At 47.5% G+C, this 19,805-nt stretch carries 16 protein-coding genes; 10 read left to right on the top strand and 6 right to left on the bottom strand.

Annotation, left to right across the window (positions count from 1 at the left end; all coding sequences use genetic code 11):
• Positions 1 to 37 precede the first annotated feature (37 nt).
• The gene (locus tag DW947_RS05835) at positions 38 to 2,542 is read right to left on the bottom strand and encodes a family 20 glycosylhydrolase (protein ID WP_119958470.1); all 2,505 of its coding nucleotides are present in this window, start codon (positions 2,540 to 2,542) and stop codon (positions 38 to 40) included.
• A 175-nt stretch (positions 2,543 to 2,717) separates the two neighbouring features.
• Here DW947_RS05835 and DW947_RS05830 point away from each other — a divergent pair, with 175 nt between their 5' ends.
• From DW947_RS05830 to DW947_RS05810, 3 genes are all read left to right on the top strand, one after another.
• Positions 2,718 to 5,006, top strand: coding sequence for an NADP-dependent malic enzyme (locus DW947_RS05830; RefSeq protein WP_098031953.1), 2,289 nt, complete (start codon positions 2,718 to 2,720; stop codon positions 5,004 to 5,006).
• Positions 5,007 to 5,369: 363 nt separating this feature from the next.
• A complete protein-coding gene (locus DW947_RS05815) occupies positions 5,370 to 6,707 on the top strand; it encodes an NADP-specific glutamate dehydrogenase (RefSeq protein ID WP_005826963.1) in 1,338 nt (445 codons plus the stop codon).
• A gap of 186 nt (positions 6,708 to 6,893) precedes the next feature.
• Entirely contained in the window at positions 6,894 to 8,108 is a 1,215-nt protein-coding gene (locus DW947_RS05810; RefSeq protein ID WP_005833014.1) for a GTP-binding protein, read from the top strand.
• Positions 8,109 to 8,203: 95 nt separating this feature from the next.
• On the opposite strand, the gene DW947_RS05805 is transcribed toward DW947_RS05810, so the two are convergent.
• The 5 genes from DW947_RS05805 to DW947_RS05785 all read right to left on the bottom strand — a co-directional run bounded on the left by DW947_RS05805 (position 8,204) and on the right by DW947_RS05785 (position 12,847).
• Positions 8,204 to 10,408 carry a beta-N-acetylglucosaminidase gene (locus tag DW947_RS05805; RefSeq protein ID WP_119958468.1) on the bottom strand — a complete coding sequence of 735 codons (2,205 nt, stop codon included), beginning with the start codon at positions 10,406 to 10,408 and terminating at the stop codon, positions 8,204 to 8,206.
• Positions 10,409 to 10,528: 120 nt separating this feature from the next.
• On the bottom strand, positions 10,529 to 11,107 hold the full coding sequence (nadD, locus tag DW947_RS05800) for a nicotinate (nicotinamide) nucleotide adenylyltransferase (RefSeq protein ID WP_005826971.1): 579 nt from the start codon (positions 11,105 to 11,107) through the stop codon (positions 10,529 to 10,531).
• 22 nt (positions 11,108 to 11,129) lie between these two features.
• Entirely contained in the window at positions 11,130 to 11,366 is a 237-nt protein-coding gene (locus tag DW947_RS05795; protein ID WP_005826972.1) for a hypothetical protein, read from the bottom strand.
• Complete coding sequence (gmk, locus tag DW947_RS05790) at positions 11,363 to 11,926, bottom strand: guanylate kinase (protein ID WP_016272958.1); 564 nt, start codon at positions 11,924 to 11,926, stop codon at positions 11,363 to 11,365. Before gmk ends, DW947_RS05795 begins: the two co-directional genes overlap by 4 nt.
• Positions 11,927 to 11,962: 36 nt before the next feature.
• Positions 11,963 to 12,847: a YicC/YloC family endoribonuclease gene (locus tag DW947_RS05785; protein WP_005826974.1), complete on the bottom strand. Its 885-nt coding sequence runs from the start codon at positions 12,845 to 12,847 to the stop codon at positions 11,963 to 11,965.
• A gap of 91 nt (positions 12,848 to 12,938) precedes the next feature.
• On the opposite strand from DW947_RS05785, the gene tsaB reads away from it, so the two are divergent.
• The 7 genes from tsaB to rseP all read left to right on the top strand — a co-directional run bounded on the left by tsaB (position 12,939) and on the right by rseP (position 19,790).
• Positions 12,939 to 13,631: a tRNA (adenosine(37)-N6)-threonylcarbamoyltransferase complex dimerization subunit type 1 TsaB gene (tsaB, locus tag DW947_RS05780; RefSeq protein WP_005833019.1), complete on the top strand. Its 693-nt coding sequence runs from the start codon at positions 12,939 to 12,941 to the stop codon at positions 13,629 to 13,631.
• A gap of 121 nt (positions 13,632 to 13,752) precedes the next feature.
• Positions 13,753 to 14,373, top strand: coding sequence for a DUF4290 domain-containing protein (locus DW947_RS05775; RefSeq protein WP_119958467.1), 621 nt, complete (start codon positions 13,753 to 13,755; stop codon positions 14,371 to 14,373).
• Positions 14,374 to 14,464: 91 nt separating this feature from the next.
• Positions 14,465 to 15,772: a UDP-N-acetylglucosamine 1-carboxyvinyltransferase gene (murA, locus tag DW947_RS05770; RefSeq protein WP_005833020.1), complete on the top strand. Its 1,308-nt coding sequence runs from the start codon at positions 14,465 to 14,467 to the stop codon at positions 15,770 to 15,772.
• Position 15,773: 1 nt separating this feature from the next.
• Entirely contained in the window at positions 15,774 to 16,310 is a 537-nt protein-coding gene (rimM, locus tag DW947_RS05765) for a ribosome maturation factor RimM (RefSeq protein WP_005826980.1), read from the top strand.
• Positions 16,307 to 17,164 (top strand): M23 family metallopeptidase, encoded by an 858-nt coding sequence (locus tag DW947_RS05760; protein ID WP_005826982.1) that lies wholly within the window; start codon positions 16,307 to 16,309, stop codon positions 17,162 to 17,164. The genes rimM and DW947_RS05760 overlap by 4 nt, the downstream gene beginning before the upstream one ends.
• A gap of 36 nt (positions 17,165 to 17,200) precedes the next feature.
• Positions 17,201 to 18,346 carry a 1-deoxy-D-xylulose-5-phosphate reductoisomerase gene (locus tag DW947_RS05755; RefSeq protein WP_005826984.1) on the top strand — a complete coding sequence of 382 codons (1,146 nt, stop codon included), beginning with the start codon at positions 17,201 to 17,203 and terminating at the stop codon, positions 18,344 to 18,346.
• Between the two features lie 112 nt (positions 18,347 to 18,458).
• Positions 18,459 to 19,790 (top strand): RIP metalloprotease RseP, encoded by a 1,332-nt coding sequence (gene rseP / locus DW947_RS05750; RefSeq protein ID WP_117652718.1) that lies wholly within the window; start codon positions 18,459 to 18,461, stop codon positions 19,788 to 19,790.
• Positions 19,791 to 19,805: the final 15 nt, after the last annotated feature.

Raw genomic sequence — 19,805 nt, 5'->3', positions numbered from 1 at the left:
TTACATCCACGTAATTCGCGCCTAAATATTACAACAATTATTTTACCTGCCACGTTATCGGCAAACTTTCCTTTCCTTGATAGAATGTCTTTACCTTCAATACCGAAGCATCGCATTTCACCGGCTCCTGCCACAAAGCAGACTGGGCAGTAGGTTCCGACCCATCAGTCGTATAACGTATCTCAGCCCCATCAATGGCCACATTAGCAAACAGATTTCCCTCTTCTATCCATAAACCCGGCTGAGGCAAGCGGAAGTTAATCCCATGCTTTGCCCAATAAGGCATTTCACTCTTGCTGATTTTCTCATAATAAAGTGCCAAAGCCTGATTGAAAGCCTGCTCCTCCCGTATACCGGATAAATTTTCCCATGCCGGATGGGCATTCCAGCCACGTTCTGCCAGCCCTAATATTTTTGGGAAAAGAAGATATTCCACGCCATCAAAACTACGGATAGTTTCGGCAAACAATTGCCCTTGTACACCCATAATATGCTTCTTGCCTATCTCTGTCAAAGCAGTCTTCCCCTTTTCCGCATTATTCAAATCAATGGGATTGCCTGCCATATCCACACGCAGCGAACGATAAATGCTGAAAGGAAGCATAGAGAAAGAGACAGACTCATCCACATAACCTCCCCAATCGAGTCCACGCTCGTCCGGATGACCATTGTAAGCCATATCCATATAGAAATTGCCCACGTTGCAAAGGATGACCGGGTAACCGTTATTGGCTGTCTGATAAACCACTTCATCAGAGCCCGGTACAGTATTCCAGCAATACACACCGGCAGCCTGGCCCCTCAACTGTTGATGAGCCTCTTCGGTATGCCCCAAAGCAACTTCCTGCCAACCACTGAATTTCAGTCCGTTCTTCTGCATCACATCCGCCATTTGCGTAATGAAATACTCTGACAAATCATGAGCTTTCGTCATGCCTTTTTCCTTCATCAGTTCCTGGCATTTCGGAGAGCCCATCCACACGCCGCGAGGCACTTCGTCACCACCCAAATGCACTGTGTACAGTGAAAGACCGGCTTCCTGATACATCGCATTAAGTTCCTGAATCACCTTCTCCATAAAACGGTAAGTAGAAGGCAAGGCGACATTCATCACATTGTCCGTATAATATTGTACAGAAACATAACGTGAAGTATCTTCCGGTTCACTCAACATATATTCTGTAGCTTTCCCCGGATCAGTTTCAAAATATTTGTTATAGCGTGCCTTCATGGAGACAATGGCAGCGCGGGCATGCCCCGGAGATTCTATTTCCGGAACAATGCGGACATGTCTTTCGGCAGCATACTTCAGCAAATCAATAAATTCCTCGCGGCTATAATATCCATTGCCTACAGTCTTTGCATCAGGGTCATAGCCACCGTCATAACATGGGTAGAGGCACTGGCTTTCGTCAGTGGTATGCCCGCGACGGCTACCCACAGCAGTCAGTTCCTCCAAACCGGGAATCTCCAAACGCCAGGCTTCATCATCACAAAAATGGAAATGCAGGACATTCAATTTATAAGATGCAAAAATATCCACCAGTTTCTTCAAGTTCTCCGGAGCGGTGAAATTACGGGCAATATCTATCATTTGTCCACGATATGCCAAGTCCGGATAATCCCGGATGGAGACTGCCTCCAGCAAATAAGGTGTCTGCTTGCCCTTCAACATTGACAAAAGTGTCTGTGTACCATTAAAAATGCCATGAGGAGTGGCAGCACTGATTTTTATCAGGTTGTCACCTATATTGATAGTATAATATTCATCATTTACGGCCTCCTTCCTATCAAGCAGTTCTTCCAGCACAATCTTCACGGAAGCATTTCCGACAACTTCCAAACCATACAAACCAGTCAGTTTCTCTTTCAGCAACTTGGCTTCACCGGCAAAGTTCTCCGGAAATGCCAAAGCTACCTTACCTTCCAATACGACATTATCGCCTTCAATGGCTACCGCTTTCTTTACAGACGGAAGAATGTCTGACTGCACCAAAGCAGGAGCACCAGCCAAGCGAAGATTGGATTCATAAATCTTAGTCGCATCCGGATAGCCGCTCATTGACTCGGGAGAAGGAAGCGGCAGCGCCTTCAAAGCCACGGGCAACGGACTGCCCTCTTTACCATCCACAGTCTCCACCCAATAAGTTCCTTCCGGTACATGGGAGTTCCGGTCCAGCTTGTAAGTGCAAAGGAAAGTAATCCGCATGGAATCACCGGGAGCCAGCGAAGCAAATTCGTCTGTCGGATACATTTTGAAAAAATTACCGTTCACTACCTCTACCTTCACTTCAGAGGCTCCTTCCTGCTTCACCCCTCGGGGAAGCTGTGAATAGTAAATCGTCCAGTTCTTTTTTAGAGGTTTTTGAGAGATATTCTTGAGAATAAAGGTATTCTCATAATATCCGGGTTCGATGTCACTTGCACCCATTTCCCAGGTCAGAGCAACCGGTGCCTTAGGTTCATTACTCGTTTTACATCCAGCAAATAGTGCCATTACACAAAATAATAATCCTGCCAGAGGAAGTTTCAAAATTCTCATGCAACTCATGTGTTAAGTTAATAAATGGGGGTAATTTCTAAAATCTGATGCCAAAAATAAGCATTTTAAGCTAATTAACTGATAAAAGTAATAGATTTTATTGACAGCGAGCTACAATTTAGAACTTTTATACCTACATTTGCAGCCAAATTATAACCAATTTAACTATTCTACCATGGCTAAAATAACCAAAGAAGCAGCCTTGCTCTACCATTCGCAAGGCAAACCGGGTAAGATTGAAGTAGTACCCACCAAGCCTTACAGTACACAAACCGATCTTTCTCTCGCCTACTCTCCGGGCGTTGCAGAACCGTGCCTCGAAATTGAGAAAAACCCGCAAGATGCATATAAATATACAGCAAAAGGCAATCTGGTAGCTGTCATCTCCAACGGAACCGCCGTGCTCGGCCTGGGCGATATCGGTGCCCTCAGCGGCAAACCCGTCATGGAGGGTAAAGGTCTGTTGTTCAAAATTTATGCCGGTATCGACGTATTCGACATCGAAGTAAATGAAAAAGACCCCGACAAGTTCATCGAAGCTGTCAAGGCTATTGCCCCAACATTCGGAGGTATCAACTTGGAAGACATCAAAGCACCCGAATGTTTCGAAATAGAACGCCGCCTGAAAGAAGAATTGGACATCCCCGTGATGCACGACGACCAGCACGGCACCGCCATCATCTCCAGCGCAGGATTGCTGAACGCCCTGGAAGTGGCAGGCAAGAAGATAGAGGAAGTGAAAATCGTCGTAAACGGTGCCGGGGCTTCCGCCACCTCATGTACCAAACTGTATGAAGCGCTCGGTGCACGCCGTGAGAATATCCTGATGCTGGACAGTAAGGGAGTCATTACCAGCGATCGCGAGAATCTGACCGAGCAAAAACGTTACTTTGCCACCGACCGTCGCGATGTACATACTCTGGCAGAAGCCATCAAAGGCGCCGATGTATTCCTCGGACTGTCAAAAGGTAATGTGTTGACCCAGGACATGGTTCGCAGCATGGCAGACCATCCCATCGTGTTTGCCCTTGCCAACCCTACTCCGGAAATCTCTTACGAAGACGCCATGGCGGCACGTCCGGACGTACTGATGTCTACCGGTCGTTCCGACTATCCTAACCAGATTAATAATGTAATCGGTTTCCCCTACATCTTCCGCGGCGCCCTCGACACGCAGGCAAAAGCCATCAACGAAGCCATGAAAATTGCTGCCGTGCACGCCATTGCCAACCTTGCCAAGCAGCCCGTGCCCGATGTGGTGAACGAGGCATACCACGTAAACAACTTCACCTTCGGTCCCGAATACTTCATCCCGAAACCGGTTGACCCGCGCCTCATCACCGAAGTGTCCTGCGCTGTGGCCAAAGCCGCCATGGAAAGCGGTGTAGCCCGCAAAGACATCGAAGACTGGGATGCCTACCGCCTGCAACTGCGCGAGCTGATGGGTTACGAAAGCAAACTGACCCGCCAACTCTACGACACCGCCCGCCGCAACCCGCAACGTGTGGTATTTGCCGAAGGTATCCACCCCAATATGCTGAAAGCTGCTGTGGAAGCCAAGGCTGAAGGTATCTGTCATCCTATTATATTGGGCAACGACGAAGCTATCGAGAAGCTGGCAAAAGAACTAGACCTTAGCCTTGAAGGTATTGAGATAGTAAATCTGCGTCATCCGGATGAAGCGCCGCGCCGTGAACGCTATGCCCGCATTCTATCCGAAAAACGTGCCCGCGAAGGCGTCACTTACGAAGAAGCCAATGACAAAATGTTCGAACGTAACTACTTTGGTATGATGATGGTGGAAACGGGTGAAGCAGACGCTTTCATCACAGGTCTTTACACCAAATACAGCAATACCATCAAGGTTGCCAAGGAAGTCATCGGTATCCGTCCGGAATACAAGCATTTCGGCACCATGCATATCCTGAACTCCAAAAAAGGTACATACTTCCTGGCCGATACGCTGATTAACCGTCATCCCAATGCCGAAACGCTAATCGATATTGCCAAGCTGTCGGAATATACCGTCCGCTTCTTCAATCATACACCGGTAATGGCCATGTTGAGTTACTCCAACTTCGGTGCGGATAAGGAAGGTAGCCCGGTAAGTGTACACGAAGCAGTGGATTATATGCAACAAAACTATCCTGACCTTGCCATTGACGGAGAAATGCAGGTGAATTTCGCCATGAACCGCGAAATGCGTGATGCCAAGTACCCGTTTACACGCCTGAAAGGAAAAGACGTAAACACACTGATTTTCCCGAACTTGAGTTCTGCAAACTCTGCTTACAAACTGTTGCAGGCCATGGATACAGATGCCGAACTGATTGGTCCTATCCAAATGGGATTGAACAAGCCTATCCACTTTACCGATTTTGAAAGCTCTGTGCGCGATATCGTTAACATCACTGCAGTAGCAGTTATCGATGCTATCGTAGACAAAAAGAAGGCAGTCAAATGAGACGACCGTTATCAAAATTCCAAATAGTTTGCATTGTGCTGCTTTGGGCAGCACTTTGCTACATTGTTTTGATATCTGTCGAACGAATTGACGGTCCAATCATCCTAACGCTTGCCATTTCGGCGGCTTTAGTATTTATTCCCGTCATAAAGTCTCTAAAAAGAGGATAAATAATATCTTTTTATTCCATTTTGCGGTATAAAACAATAAAATTGTTGTTTTATACCGCATTTTCTTTATAAAATGTTTGCTCGTTTCATTTTTATGTGTACTTTTGCAACCGCAATGAGAGGAAAAGGAAACAAACCGAAAATCGAATTGTTTTAGGTAATATATAGTAGCAACCAATAAAAGAAATAGATTATGAATGCAGCTAAGGTATTAGAAGACCTGAAAAGACGGTTCCCCAACGAACCGGAGTATCATCAAGCAGTAGAAGAAGTTCTTTCTACGATTGAAGAAGAGTATAACAAGCATCCGGAGTTTGACAAAGCCAATCTGATTGAACGTCTTTGCATCCCCGATCGCGTTTACCAATTCCGTGTTACTTGGGTAGACGATAAAGGTAACGTACAAACCAACATGGGCTATCGTGTGCAGCACAACAACGCTATCGGCCCTTATAAAGGCGGTGTTCGTTTCCACGCTTCTGTAAACCTGAGCATCCTGAAATTCCTTGCTTTCGAGCAGACATTTAAAAACTCATTGACAACTCTGCCTATGGGTGGCGGTAAAGGCGGTTCGGACTTCTCTCCGCGCGGCAAGTCAAATGCTGAGGTCATGCGTTTTGTTCAGGCTTTCATGCTGGAGTTATGGCGTCATATCGGCCCTGAAACAGACGTACCTGCTGGTGATATCGGTGTAGGTGGTCGCGAAGTAGGTTTCATGTTCGGTATGTATAAGAAGCTGGCTCATGAATTTACGGGTACTTTCACCGGTAAGGGCCGTGAGTTCGGCGGTTCGCTGATTCGTCCGGAAGCTACCGGCTACGGTAACATCTACTTCCTGATGGAAATGTTAAAGACTAAGGGTACTGACTTGAAAGGCAAAACTTGTCTGATTTCCGGTTCCGGTAATGTGGCTCAATATACGGCCGAGAAAGTATTGGAATTGGGCGGTAAGGTATTGACCATGTCTGATTCTGACGGTTATGTATACGATCCGGACGGCATTGACCGCGAAAAGTTGGATTACATCATGGAACTGAAAAACCTCTATCGTGGACGTATCCGCGAATATGCTGAACAATATCCGGGTGTCAAGTACGTAGAAGGTGCACGTCCTTGGGGTGAAAAGGCAGACATCGCCCTGCCTTCTGCAACTCAGAATGAAATAAATGGAGATGATGCCAAAAAACTAATTGCTAATGGTGTCATGGCTGTGTCCGAAGGTGCAAACATGCCTTCTACCCCTGAAGCAATCCGCGTATTCCAAGATGCAAAGATTCTGTATGCTCCGGGTAAGGCAGCCAATGCCGGCGGTGTATCAGTATCCGGTCTCGAAATGACTCAGAACTCCATCAAGTTGAGCTGGAGTGCAGAGGAAGTGGACGAGAAATTGAAGAGCATCATGAAGAACATTCACGAAGCTTGCGTGCAATATGGTACGGAAGCCGACGGTTATGTAAATTACGTGAAGGGTGCCAATGTGGCCGGATTTATGAAGGTGGCAAAGGCGATGATGGCGCAAGGGATTCTGTAAGAACTAAAGCCATAGTACAACTACAACAGAAGAAAGGTGAGGGGCTCAAAGCTTTTCACCTTTTTTCTGTTTAATAATATAGAAGAAACAAAATTTTGTTTTTTTCAATCCATTATCACATAAATCAGATAACTTTGCGGAAGTTAATAAGAGAAGACCATTATCATTGAAGCAAACCAAACGATTATGAATACAATAGAAATCCCCGTACTGCTGTTGACCGGTTATCTAGGCAGTGGCAAAACGACGTTGGTAAATCACATTCTTTCTAATAAACGTGGCATTAAGTTTGCCGTTATCGTCAATGACATAGGCGAAGTGAACATTGATGCAGACCTTATACAGAAAGGTGGCGTGGTGGGAAAGAAAGACGACAGCCTGGTAGCTCTGCAGAATGGCTGTATCTGCTGTACGCTGAAGACAGACTTGATAGAGCAGATGTTCGAAATCATGAAGATGCAACGCTTCGACTACATCGTGATTGAAGCGAGTGGCATCTGTGAACCGGAGCCTATTGCCCAAACACTCTGCTCCATTCCTCATATGGGAGGAGCGTATACTAAATACGGTATTTGCCGCTTAGACTGCATTACCACCGTGGTGGACGCCTTACGTCTGCAAAGTGAATTTTCTTGCGGAGATGATTTGACACGCAAAGGCATTGATGAGGAAGATATAGAAAACCTCATCATTCAGCAGATTGAGTTCTGCAATATTATCCTGCTGAACAAAGCAGCAGAAGTACAGCCCGAGGAATTAAAACGTATCAGGCAGATTATCCACACCTTGCAACCCGGTGCCCAAATTATAGAGTGCAACTATGCAGATGTAGACCTGGATAAGATTATCCATACCCACCTCTTTAACTTTGAACGTGCCGCAACTTCCGCCGGATGGATTCGTGGCATAGAGCAACAAGTAAGCGAAGAGGAGGAAAAAGAGGCGCATTACCATCACGAAGATGAACATCATCATGAAAGCGAACATCATCACGAGAAATGTCATCACCACCATCACGAAGGAGGTGAAGTAGAAGAATACGGTATTGGCACATTTGTCTACTACCGCCGTCCTGCATTCGACATTCATAAGTTCGACCACTATGTCGCTACCAAATGGCCCCGCAGCGTTATCCGCGCCAAGGGTGTCTGCTACTTCAGCCACAACCGCGACATGTCCTTCCTCTTTGAACAAGCAGGTATACAGAAGAAAATAACTGAAGCCGGACAATGGTATGCCACCGCTCCCGAAGAAGACATGATAGAACTGATGCGCCAAGAACCGGGATTGCTAAGAGACTGGGACGAACAATACGGCGACCGCATGCTGAAGATAGTATTCATCGGACAAAATATGGATAAAGAGCAAATCATCCGCGACTTGGACAAATGCCTTGAATAACTTCCTAAAAAAGTGCTCCCCGTCATTCCGATCTTAAGAACAACGGGGAGCATCGTCCCAGACGCGTAACTCTATTTTAAGAATCAGGAACCATATCAATTCTCCGTAAAACGGAACATTTTGAAATACACCTTCTGCTCTGTGTCGGATACATTCACCAGCCTCATCTTCGCAACGCTCAAATCCTTGAGAGATGCCTTCACCTGCGTTCTGTATCCCGGTTTCAAATCCACCGCCTGCCAGTTTGTACCATCCGAAGTTACTTCCAGTTTAAACTTAGAATTAGCCACCTCCGCATCTCCCAAATCAATAAGCACCGAACTCAACTGGCGGGCATAATCCATCGAAATGGTCAGCACACCGCCTGCCTGCCAGTTGATGACTTCATTGGACGGAATAATTGTATTCACCTTTCCCTTCTGCTGAATAGGAAGCGAAGCCAACTGATTCACGTCGCTCTTCAACGTGTAGGGAGAATAAACAGCCTTTGTATCAAGCCCGGCATGGAACACTGCATTATAGCCCGTTGTCGCCGCTTCGAACAAAGCATTGAAAGTAGGCATCAGATGCAGGCTGCCGCTCTTTATGCCCGCTTTATATTGGGCATCCGTCTCACCCATCAGCACCAGCAGGGCGCGGGCGTGTTCGTAGCTATCTATAAATGCATCCTTCTGCTGGCGCAGGCGTATCATGTTCAGCACCTCCGCACCATACTCTCCCACTTGTTTGAACTGAATGAGCCAAGGCCTTATTTCAGTTATCAACGGACGATTCTCATTTCCCGACGCAAGCAATCCATCAGCGGCAACGATTATCTTCCGGCATTCCTCAGCTACCTGCCGATAGGCATCTTCATCTATCTCGTTTTTCTCTTGATAGGCTTTCAACAAGGCAGAGAGAGCAGGCTGAATGGCAACGGACTCTTCACGACGGAAGCGATGTCCATTCTGTCCCGGGTCGGAATTATGAGCAGCGAAGATTTCCAAATATTCGGCATGAAGTGGCATAAGGTCTCTGACTGCATGTTTCCAAGAAGTTTCACTATCATAATTCTCCATATTCCAAGTATAATCAGCTACACTGTACAGAGAGATTTTGGAAGCCTCGGCATGTTCCATCGGATTGGAAACAAAAGCAGACATATCATCTTTTATATCAAGCCCGTTTCCATAAACCGGCCCTAGCAGCAAATGGTCTTGTACATAATCCGAAACGGGGAAATTCCACCAAATGTACGCCTTACGTTTCAGCAGCGGATTGACGAAGTCCAGCGTAGACTTATCTATAGTAGCAACTACCATATCACCGGTCCACATCACCTTGATACCCTCGTTCAACTTATCACCAAGCGTAGTGAGATAGCCTCCCTCCACATCGGTCCATGACTTGTTGTACTCTGTGGGACACAATATCAATGGTGCAACATCCCGCTTGACTTTTACAAAATGGTCGTCAATATAGTTCAACAGTTCAGCCTGCTTGTCCGCCTTTGTCCCCTCACCCGAAATATCATCAAAGAAAACGGCAAAACCACGCACACCCAACTGGTACATGCTTTCGAACTTCTGCAACAATAACGAGCGGTCTTCTTCATTCCAGCGAATATCCTGACCCGGATGAATGGCCCAATAGAAAATAACATTGTTCTCCTTCGCCCTATTCACCAATACTTTCAACTCTTCTCCTTCTCGAGCAGGATAAGGCTTGCGCCAGTTGGGAGTCCGGTGATAAGGATCGTCTTTCGGTCCATAGATATAGACATTCATTTTGTTCCGACCATAAAAATCAAGCTGGCGTATACGCGCCTCCTGACTCCAGGGAGCACCGTAAAAACCTTCTACCACACCCCGATAGGGAACATCAGGATAGTCCGTCACTTCAGCCAAAGGCAGCTTGTCTAAAGCAAGCAACTGCGCAAGAGTCTGTACACCATAGTACGCTCCCCGTTCGTCAGCACCGGCTATGACGATGCAGTCTTTTTCTATTTTCAGGAAATAACCTTCGGATTTGCGTGGAATCCGATGTTGGTATTTCTTAATAATCTTATCTCCTTTCACTCCTATATATACACGGAAAGAAGCGCCAAGCACCTCTTCCGGCATCAATGAACGGAGTAAAGGCAACGCAGGTCCGTCCTGCACGGAATTGTCGGAAAGGATCTGGTATTGTCGGGGAATATCAACAGAATCTTTTTGCGTAATATATTCTTGGGGAGTAGGTTGCAAATGAAACTCTTGCGCACAAAGCGTCGCTGTCGTCAGCATACCGAATGCTCCCAGTAACAGTAGTTCTTTTCTCATAAGCGGATTATTAAATTAAGGAATATCTATGTATTAAGAAAACTCTTCCATGCATTCAAGGTTGATACGTTCAAAAATAAGAAATAAATATGAAAACACGTACAAATACAGACATTTATTTCAGTTTAAAGATTCATTCTGCATCCGTTTGAGTTCATCGCACACAGCCGGATGCAGGAAGTAGCGTACGTCTTTTCCCTCCTCTATGGCCCGACGGATAAAAGTGGAGCTGATTTCGAATACCGGAGAAGAAACTGTCCGCACATTCTGCGGTAAAAAGGTGGCCTCTACCGGATAGCCGGGACGGGGATAAACCAGAAGATGATTTTCGGCAATAATGCGTTCCGACTCGTACCAACGGTGGAACAGCCTCCAGTTGTCCGAACCAATGACAAGATGGAAAGTGTGTTGGGGATAAGTCCGTTTCAGTGCGTCCAACGTATGAACAGTATAAGAAGGCCGAGGCAGATGGAATTCAAAATCGGAAGCGCGAAACTTGGGATAACCCTCAGTGGCTAGCTGCACCAGCTTCAAACGTAACTTGTCATCCATCAGTTCGTTTTCTTCCTTCAGCGGATTGTGGGGGGTGACCATAAACCACACTTCGTCCAGGTCCCCGTATTCGCAAAGATAGTTGGCGAGGGCCAAATGTCCGATGTGTATCGGGTTGAACGAGCCGCTGAAGATTCCTATATTCATTTATTCTTATTCATATACAACCTTACAAAGGACGTCTTTGCAACGCACGCCAGGCAGCCCAAGCATTGAAAATCGTCACTACAGAGATAAGAAACATTGAAATACTGGAACGAGGCTCGCCATGATGTATATACAATACACCCACAACAAGGGAGCAGACGAACAGAACGCTATTAATAATTAGCAATGCCTTGTTCAGCTTCGGGCTATTCTTCCTCCTCGGTGCCAACTGGTTGTACACTCCTCCACGTTGTTTCATTCGTTCAAGAATTGAGAGATTACTTTCAATGCTTCCGCTTTGGCTGTCTCCAGGTCATCGTTCACAATCACGGTATCGAACTTCGGTGCAAAGCCCAGTTCGTATTCGGCTTTCGCCACGCGGTTCTCTATCACTTCGGGAGCATCTGTTCCGCGCCCCACCAAGCGTTTGCGCAATTCCTCCACTGAAGGTGGCTGAATGAAAACAGACAAAGCACGCTCACCATAGAATTTCTTGATATTGCAACCACCCACTACATCCACATCGAACACTACATTCTGTCCGGCAGCCAATTGCTTTTCCACCTGCTCCTTCAGTGTTCCGTAAAAACGGTCCTGATATACCTCTTCATACTCCAGGAATTCATCATTGGCTATGCGACGACGGAACTCGTCAGGAGTCAGAAAGAAGTACTCCACTCCATCTTTCTCCGTTCCGCGGGGCGGACGGCTGGTCGCTGAGATGGAGAATGCCAAGTTCAGATTTTGAGTCAGCAGATAGTTGATAATCGTTGACTTGCCGGAGCCCGAAGGGGCTGAAAATATGATAAGTTTTGCCATCAAATTATTTACGATTTGACGATTTACTATTTGATACTACATGACGTTCAATACTTGTTCCTTGATTTGCTCCAATTCATCTTTCATCTGAACGACAATCTTCTGCATCTCCGCATGATTGGACTTACTGCCCAAGGTATTGATTTCGCGTCCCATCTCCTGGGCGATGAACCCTAACTTCTTGCCTTGTCCGGTTCCGGTTTCCAGCGTATTGATAAAATATTTCAGATGATTGCCAAGACGCTGTTTCTCTTCGTTCACATCCAGTTTTTCGATGTAGTAGATGAGTTCCTGCTCCAGACGGTTCTTGTCATAATCCACGCTCAAGGTCTTTTCCAGTGCATCGGTAATACGCTCCTTCACTTTGGCCACACGCTCTTTCTCGTAGGGAGCGATAGTCTCCAACAAATGGGAGATATTGGCGATCTTCTCACGGAACTTCTTTTCAAGAGCAGCTCCTTCCTGCTTACGGAAGTCCACCAGCGCACCGACAGCCTTTTCCACAGCCGAATAGACCACAGCCCATTCCTCCTCACTCAGTTCCTGCGTATCATTCTTCGTCATCACATCCGGCATACGGAGTAACGTGGCAAACCAGTCCGTCGCATCCGGCACAGGTATTCCTAGATTTTCTGATATAGCACAAATCTGCTTGTAATATCCCTCAACCAATGTCTGGTTGATGGGAGTGGCGCTTTCCGCACTCTCTTTCTTTTCTATCCAAAGGCTGAAATCCACCTTTCCGCGCTCCAGTTTCCGTGATATTTCATTACGGATTTCCATCTCCTTCTCACGATAAAGCGGAGCAATGCGGGCAGATAGGTCCATTGCCTTACTATTGAGCGACTTTATTTCAACGTTGATTTTCTTATCAGGCAGTTCGACGGTTGCTTTGCCGTAGCCTGTCATAGATTGTATCATAATGTTATAGTTTTGCGCAAAATTACACGATTATTTTAATTAGTGAAAATAATCACGTAAATTTGCCACAATAAAATCAAGAATAAAAGTTATGTCATGTATCTTGCATATTGAAACGTCCACTTCTGCCTGCTCCGTAGCCGTGAGCGAGGATGGACAGAACGTTTTCAAGAAAGAGGACCTGAATGGCCCTTCACACGCCGTTTCATTGGGAATCTTTGTGGACGAGGCGCTATCCTTTGCCGATAGCCATGCCATGCCGTTGGATGCAGTCGCCGTGAGCTGCGGCCCTGGTTCGTATACCGGGTTGCGTATCGGCGTGTCGATGGCAAAAGGTGTCTGCTATGGACGTAACCTGCCACTTATCGGGCTGGAAACCCTGAAAGTCCAGTGTGTACCGGTATTGCTCTACCACGATGAGTTACCCGACGACGCATTACTCTGCCCGATGATTGACGCCCGCCGTATGGAAGTCTATGCTGCCATCTACGACCGTGCCTTGAAATCGGTGCGCGACATTGCAGCCGATATTGTGGACGAAAACTCCTACCTGGAATTTTTAGAGCAACATCCCGTCTATTTCTTCGGTGACGGTGCAGCCAAATGCAAAGAGAAAATCACGCATCCCAATGCACACTTCATCGACGGCATCCGCCCGCTTGCCGGCATGATGTTCCCGTTGGCAGAAAAGGCAATAGCCGAACAAGATTTCAAGGATGTGGCCTATTTCGAACCCTTCTATTTGAAGGAATTCGTAGCCGGCACGCCAAAGAAACTTATTTAGGGTTTAGCGATTAGGGATTAGGGATGAATACCATGCGGTATCACTACGTAGCCCATTAATCACTAACCACTAATCGCTAAACCCTAATCACTAATCGTTGAACATTAATCACTAATTAAAGATGCAATATAACACTCAACAAAAACGGATGCCCCTACCCGAATATGGTCGCAGCATCCAGAATATGGTAGACTACGCGCTGACAATCGAAGACCGTGCAGAACGCCAGCGTTGCGCAAACACAATCATCAACATCATGGGAAACATGTTTCCCCATCTGCGCGATGTGCCCGACTTCAAACATAAGCTATGGGACCACCTTGCCATCATGGCCAACTTCCAATTGGATATAGATTATCCGTACGAAATTATCCGCAAGGACAATCTGAATACCAAGCCGGAGAGCATCCCCTACCCCAGTACCAAAATCCGCTACCGCCACTATGGCCGTACACTGGAAGTACTGATAAAGAAAGCCATCGAATTTCCGGAAGGAGAAGAGAAGCAGAACTTGATAGCGCTCATTTGTAACCACATGAAGAAAGACTACATGGCATGGAACAAAGATACCGTCGATGACCGTAAGATTTCAGATGACCTCACCGAACTCTCTGACGGAAAACTGCAAATGACAGACAGTATCGTCCGTCTCATGGCCGAACGTATTGACCAGAACTACCGTCCGAAAGTGAACAACCAGAATAACCGGAACAACAACCGGAACAATAAACGGAAATACTAAAATTGAATGATTAGTGGTTAGTGATTAATGCCATGCGGCATCACCATGCAGACCACTAATCACTAATCACCAACCCCTAATCACTAATTTCATGGCATCATTTGTAATCGAAGGAGGACACAGACTTTCCGGTGACATTTACCCCCAAGGAGCAAAAAACGAGGTGTTGCAAATTATCTGCGCCACATTGCTCACTGCCGAAGAGGTGACTGTGCACAATATCCCGGACATACTGGACGTCAACAACCTTATCCAATTGATGCGGGATATGGGAGTCAGCGTATCTAAAAAAGGCATTGACACTTACAGCTTTCAAGCTGCCAACATTGATTTCGCCTATCTGGAAAGTGACGCGTTCCTGAAAAAATGTTCCAGCCTGCGCGGTTCCGTCATGCTGGTGGGGCCGATGGTGGCACGTTTCGGCAAGGCCATGATTTCCAAGCCGGGCGGAGACAAGATAGGACGCCGCCGTCTGGATACACACTTTATCGGTATCCAGAATTTAGGAGCCGACTTTGTCTATAATGAGGAGCGTGGCATCTACGAAATCTCAGCCAAACAACTGCATGGCAGTTATATGCTACTCGACGAGGCATCTGTTACGGGAACTGCCAATATCGTAATGGCAGCCGTCCTTGCCAAAGGCAAGACCACCATCTACAACGCCGCCTGCGAACCCTACGTGCAGCAACTTTGCAGAATGTTGAACCGGATGGGAGCTAAGATAGAAGGCATCGCCTCCAACCTCCTGACTATCGAAGGAGTAGACGAGCTGCACGGAACCGAGCATACCATCCTCCCCGACATGATTGAAGTGGGCAGTTTCATTGGCATGGCAGCCATGACCCGTAGCGAACTGACCATCAAGAATGTCTCCTACGAGAACTTGGGAATTATCCCCGACAGTTTCCGTCGACTCGGCATCAAGATGGAGCAGTGGGAAGACGACATTTACGTGCCCGCACAAGAGACGTACCAGATAGAGTCCTTTATCGACGGCTCCATCATGACCATTGCCGACGCACCCTGGCCCGGACTGACACCAGACTTGCTCAGTGTGCTGCTGGTGGTTGCCACCCAGGCAAAAGGCAGTGTACTCATTCATCAGAAAATGTTCGAAAGCCGTTTGTTCTTTGTGGACAAGCTGATAGATATGGGAGCGCAAATTATCCTCTGCGACCCGCACCGCGCCGTTGTCATCGGTCACGACCACGGCTTTAAACTACGTGGCGGCAACATGACCTCGCCCGATATCCGTGCGGGCATCGCCCTGCTGATAGCTGCCATGAGTGCGGACGGCATCAGCCGCATCCACAACATAGAGCAGATAGACCGTGGGTATCAGAACATCGAAGGGCGACTGAATGCGCTCGGAGCAAGAATAACAAGAATAGAATAAGATGATAAAGAGAGAAGAAGTATATAAGATAGGTATATTCAACAAGCCCCACGGCATTCACGGAGAATTGTCGTTCACTTTTACGGATGACATCTTCGACCGGGTGGAAGCCGAATACCTAATCTGCCTGCTGGATGGTATACTGGTGCCTTTCTTCTTGGAAGAATACCGTTTCCGCTCCGACACCACCGCCCTTGTCAAACTGGAAGGCGTGGACACGGCAGAACGCGCCCGCATGTTCACTAATATTGAGGTCTACTTCCCCGTAAAGCATGCAGAAGAGGCAGGACCAGGTGAACTGAGTTGGGACTTCTTCGTCGGTTTTCGTATGGAGGAAGTACATCACGGCACGCTGGGAGAAGTGACGGACGTGGACACATCGACCATCAACACACTGTTTGTGGTAGATTATCAGGGAGAAGAACTGCTGGTGCCGGCACAAGAAGAGTTTATCATAGACATTGACCAGAAGCACAAGGTCATCACCGTAGACCTGCCGGAAGGTTTGATAGCTTTGGACGAAACAGAAGAGGTATGAAAAAGAAACGAAGAAAAGCATTTTGGAGTAACATCAAGTTCAAGTACAGACTGACGATTACGAACGAGAATACCCTTGAGGATATCATCACGTTGCGCGTATCCAAGCTGAACGGGCTGTCCGTATTGCTCTCCGTGCTGTTCGTATTGTTTCTCATCGCCTCCCTGATCGTAGCCTTTACCCCACTGCGCAACTACCTGCCGGGATATATGAACAGTGAAATCCGTGCCCAGGTAGTGGAGAATGCCTTGCGCGTAGATTCCCTCCAGCAACTGGTGAACAGACAGAACCTCTATATCATGAATATCCAGGACATCTTCCAGGGCAAGATAAAGGCAGATACCATACATTCCATCGACTCGTTGACCCACCTGCGCGAAGATTCGCTCATGGAACGTACACAACGGGAAGCCGAATTCCGCAAACAGTACGAGGAGACAGAAAAGTACAACCTGACGAGCATCACCGCTCGCCCCGAAATAGACGGACTGATTTTCTACCGCCCCACACGCGGCATGATTTCATCTCCCTTCAATGCCGAAACAAAACACTTCGGCACGGACATTGCCGCCAATCCGGGCGAAAGCGTATTGGCCACCTTAGACGGTACCGTCATACTGAGTACCTACACTGCCGAGACGGGTTATCTGATAGAAATACAGCACAACCAGGACTTCGTGTCAGTCTACAAGCATTGCGGCTCTCTGCTGAAACGGGAAGGAGATGCGGTGAAAGGGGGTGAAGCCATCGCACTGGTAGGAAACACCGGCGAGCTGTCCACCGGTCCCCACCTTCACTTCGAGCTGTGGCATAAGGGCAGGGCCGTAAATCCCGAGCTTTACATCGTATTTTAGTCTCCAAATAGTAAATTGTAAATAGCATAATAGTAAATGAAACAGATTGCCATACTCGGTTCTACCGGTTCCATCGGTACACAAGCGTTGCAGGTCATCGAAGAACATCCCGACCAGTACGAAGCATACGTATTGACCGCCAATAACCGCGTAGAGGAACTCATAGCCCAGGCACGCAGATTCAAGCCTGAGGCAGTGGTAATAGCCAACGAATCGAAATACACGCAACTGAAAGAAGCGCTTGCCGACCTACCTATCAAGGTATATGCCGGCGCAGATGCCCTCTGCCAGATTGTGACCGAAAATCCCATTGATATGGTATTGACCGCCATGGTGGGATATGCAGGACTGAAGCCCACCATGAATGCCATCCGAGCCCGTAAGCCGATAGCCCTTGCCAACAAAGAGACGCTGGTGGTGGCGGGAGAGCTCATCAATGACCTGGCACGCTTCAGCGGTGTCCCCATCCTACCCGTCGACTCCGAGCACTCCGCCGTTTTCCAGTGCCTGGCCGGTGAGATAGGCAACCAAATAGAAAAAGTGATACTGACTGCCTCCGGAGGTCCGTTCCGCACCTGCACTATGGAGCAACTAACAACCGTCACCAAAGCGCAAGCACTGAAACACCCCAACTGGGACATGGGCGCCAAAATCACGATAGACTCTGCTTCCATGATGAACAAAGGGTTCGAGGTAATCGAAGCCAAATGGCTGTTCGGTGTACGTCCCGACCAGATAGAAGTCGTGGTACACCCGCAATCCGTCATCCACTCCATGGTACAGTTTGAGGACGGTGCCGTGAAAGCACAACTGGGAATGCCGGACATGCGCCTGCCCATCCAATATGCCTTCTCCTATCCCGACCGGTTGAAAGCCTCTTTCCCGCGCCTGGACTTCAAGCTGTGCACGGAACTGACGTTCGAGCAACCGGACACCACCCGTTTCCGTAACCTCGCCCTGGCCTACGAAGCGCTACATCGTGCAGGCAATATGCCTTGCATTGTCAATGCCGCCAATGAAGTGGTGGTAGCTGCCTTCCTGCAGGACAAAATTTCGTTCCTTGGCATGAGTGAAGTAATAGAAAAGACCATGTCGCGCGTATCCTACTTACAGAAGCCCACCTATGAAGACTATGTGGCTACGGATGCCGAAGCCCGACGGATAGCAGAAGAGCTGATTTGATAGATACACCGGAATGAAAAGAATTATAAAAAACATCTACTCATTTGATACGTTAAATAAGAAAACGTACCTTTGCGAAAATTATAAAAATCGTAAAATAGCAAATAATTAGATGGAAACATTCTTGATTCGTGCCCTGCAACTCATTATGAGCCTCTCGTTGCTCGTTATTGTTCATGAGGGGGGGCACTTCCTTTTTGCGCGTCTGTTCAAGACGCGGGTAGAAAAGTTCTGCTTATTCTTTGACCCTTGGTTCACATTATTCAAGTTCAAGCCCAAACACAGTGACACGGAATACGGTATCGGATGGCTACCCTTAGGTGGCTATGTAAAAATAGCAGGTATGATAGACGAATCTATGGATACCGAACAGATGAAGCAACCCATGCAGCCATGGGAGTTCCGTGCCAAGCCGGCATGGCAGCGCCTGCTGATTATGGTAGGCGGTGTATTGTTCAACTTCCTGCTCGCATTGTTCATCTATTCCATGATACTTTTTACTTGGGGCGACGAATATATACCAGTACAAAAAGCCCCATTGGGTATGGATTTTAACGAAACAGCCAAAGCCATAGGCTTCCGCGACGGCGATATCCTAATATCTGCCGACGGGGTACCGTTCGAACGCTATGACGGCGACCTGCTGACCAGTATTGTCGATGCCCGCCAGGTAAGCGTATTGCGTGACGGGGAAGCTGCTTCAGTCTACATCCCCGAAGACATGATGAACCGCTTGCTGGCAGACAGTGTGCGTTTCGCCAGTTTCCGTTTCCCTTATGTAGTCGACAGCCTGATTGTAGGATACCCTGCCGCTTCCGCCGGTCTGCAAGTGGGCGACAGCATCACCCACTTGGATGGAAAGTCAATAAGCTACTACGACTTCAAAGAAGAGATGCTGAAGCGCAAGAAAGCCAATGCATCCCATGAGGTAACCTTAACATACGTCCGTAACGGTGTGACAGACACCTTGAGCATGATGACCAATGCCGACTATGAAATAGGCGTAGCAGCACGTACGGCAACCGACAAACTGCTGCCCGTTGTCCGCAAGGAATACAGTTTCCTTTCCTCTTTCCCTGCCGGCGTATCTTTGGGGGTAAAGACTCTGAAAGGCTACGTAGGCCAGATGAAATATCTTTTCTCCAAGGAAGGAGCCAAGCAACTCGGAGGTTTCGGAACCATCGGCAGTATTTTCCCCGCCACGTGGGACTGGCACCAGTTCTGGTACATGACGGCATTCCTCTCCATCATCCTTGCCTTTATGAATATTCTGCCCATCCCCGCACTGGACGGCGGACATGTGTTATTCCTCATTTACGAAATCATTGCACGCCGCAAGCCCAGCGACAAGTTTATGGAACGTGCGCAGATGGTGGGCATGTTCCTCTTGTTCGGTTTGCTGATTTGGGCAAACTTCAACGATATACTGAGGTATTTCTTTTAAAGAACAAGACATAAA

Origin of the sequence: Bacteroides sp. AM44-19, assembly GCF_003603395.1 — a bacterium.
GTDB lineage: Bacteria > Bacteroidota > Bacteroidia > Bacteroidales > Bacteroidaceae > Bacteroides > Bacteroides uniformis.
Note: the sequence above shows the minus strand (reverse complement) of the source record. Positions and strands in the feature narration are given on the sequence as shown.

Excerpts from the sequence above, each read along its gene's own strand:
- DW947_RS05835 (WP_119958470.1), bottom strand. The coding sequence starts at position 2,542 with ATGAGAATTTTGAAACTTCCTCTGGCAGGATTATTATTTTGTGTAATG.
- DW947_RS05830 (WP_098031953.1), top strand. The coding sequence starts at position 2,718 with ATGGCTAAAATAACCAAAGAAGCAGCCTTGCTCTACCATTCGCAAGGC.
- DW947_RS05815 (WP_005826963.1), top strand. The coding sequence starts at position 5,370 with ATGAATGCAGCTAAGGTATTAGAAGACCTGAAAAGACGGTTCCCCAAC.
- DW947_RS05810 (WP_005833014.1), top strand. The coding sequence starts at position 6,894 with ATGAATACAATAGAAATCCCCGTACTGCTGTTGACCGGTTATCTAGGC.
- DW947_RS05805 (WP_119958468.1), bottom strand. The coding sequence starts at position 10,408 with ATGAGAAAAGAACTACTGTTACTGGGAGCATTCGGTATGCTGACGACA.
- nadD (WP_005826971.1), bottom strand. The coding sequence starts at position 11,107 with ATGAATATAGGAATCTTCAGCGGCTCGTTCAACCCGATACACATCGGA.
- DW947_RS05795 (WP_005826972.1), bottom strand. The coding sequence starts at position 11,366 with ATGAAACAACGTGGAGGAGTGTACAACCAGTTGGCACCGAGGAGGAAG.
- gmk (WP_016272958.1), bottom strand. The coding sequence starts at position 11,926 with ATGGCAAAACTTATCATATTTTCAGCCCCTTCGGGCTCCGGCAAGTCA.
- DW947_RS05785 (WP_005826974.1), bottom strand. The coding sequence starts at position 12,847 with ATGATACAATCTATGACAGGCTACGGCAAAGCAACCGTCGAACTGCCT.
- tsaB (WP_005833019.1), top strand. The coding sequence starts at position 12,939 with ATGTCATGTATCTTGCATATTGAAACGTCCACTTCTGCCTGCTCCGTA.
- DW947_RS05775 (WP_119958467.1), top strand. The coding sequence starts at position 13,753 with ATGCAATATAACACTCAACAAAAACGGATGCCCCTACCCGAATATGGT.
- murA (WP_005833020.1), top strand. The coding sequence starts at position 14,465 with ATGGCATCATTTGTAATCGAAGGAGGACACAGACTTTCCGGTGACATT.
- rimM (WP_005826980.1), top strand. The coding sequence starts at position 15,774 with ATGATAAAGAGAGAAGAAGTATATAAGATAGGTATATTCAACAAGCCC.
- DW947_RS05760 (WP_005826982.1), top strand. The coding sequence starts at position 16,307 with ATGAAAAAGAAACGAAGAAAAGCATTTTGGAGTAACATCAAGTTCAAG.
- DW947_RS05755 (WP_005826984.1), top strand. The coding sequence starts at position 17,201 with ATGAAACAGATTGCCATACTCGGTTCTACCGGTTCCATCGGTACACAA.
- rseP (WP_117652718.1), top strand. The coding sequence starts at position 18,459 with ATGGAAACATTCTTGATTCGTGCCCTGCAACTCATTATGAGCCTCTCG.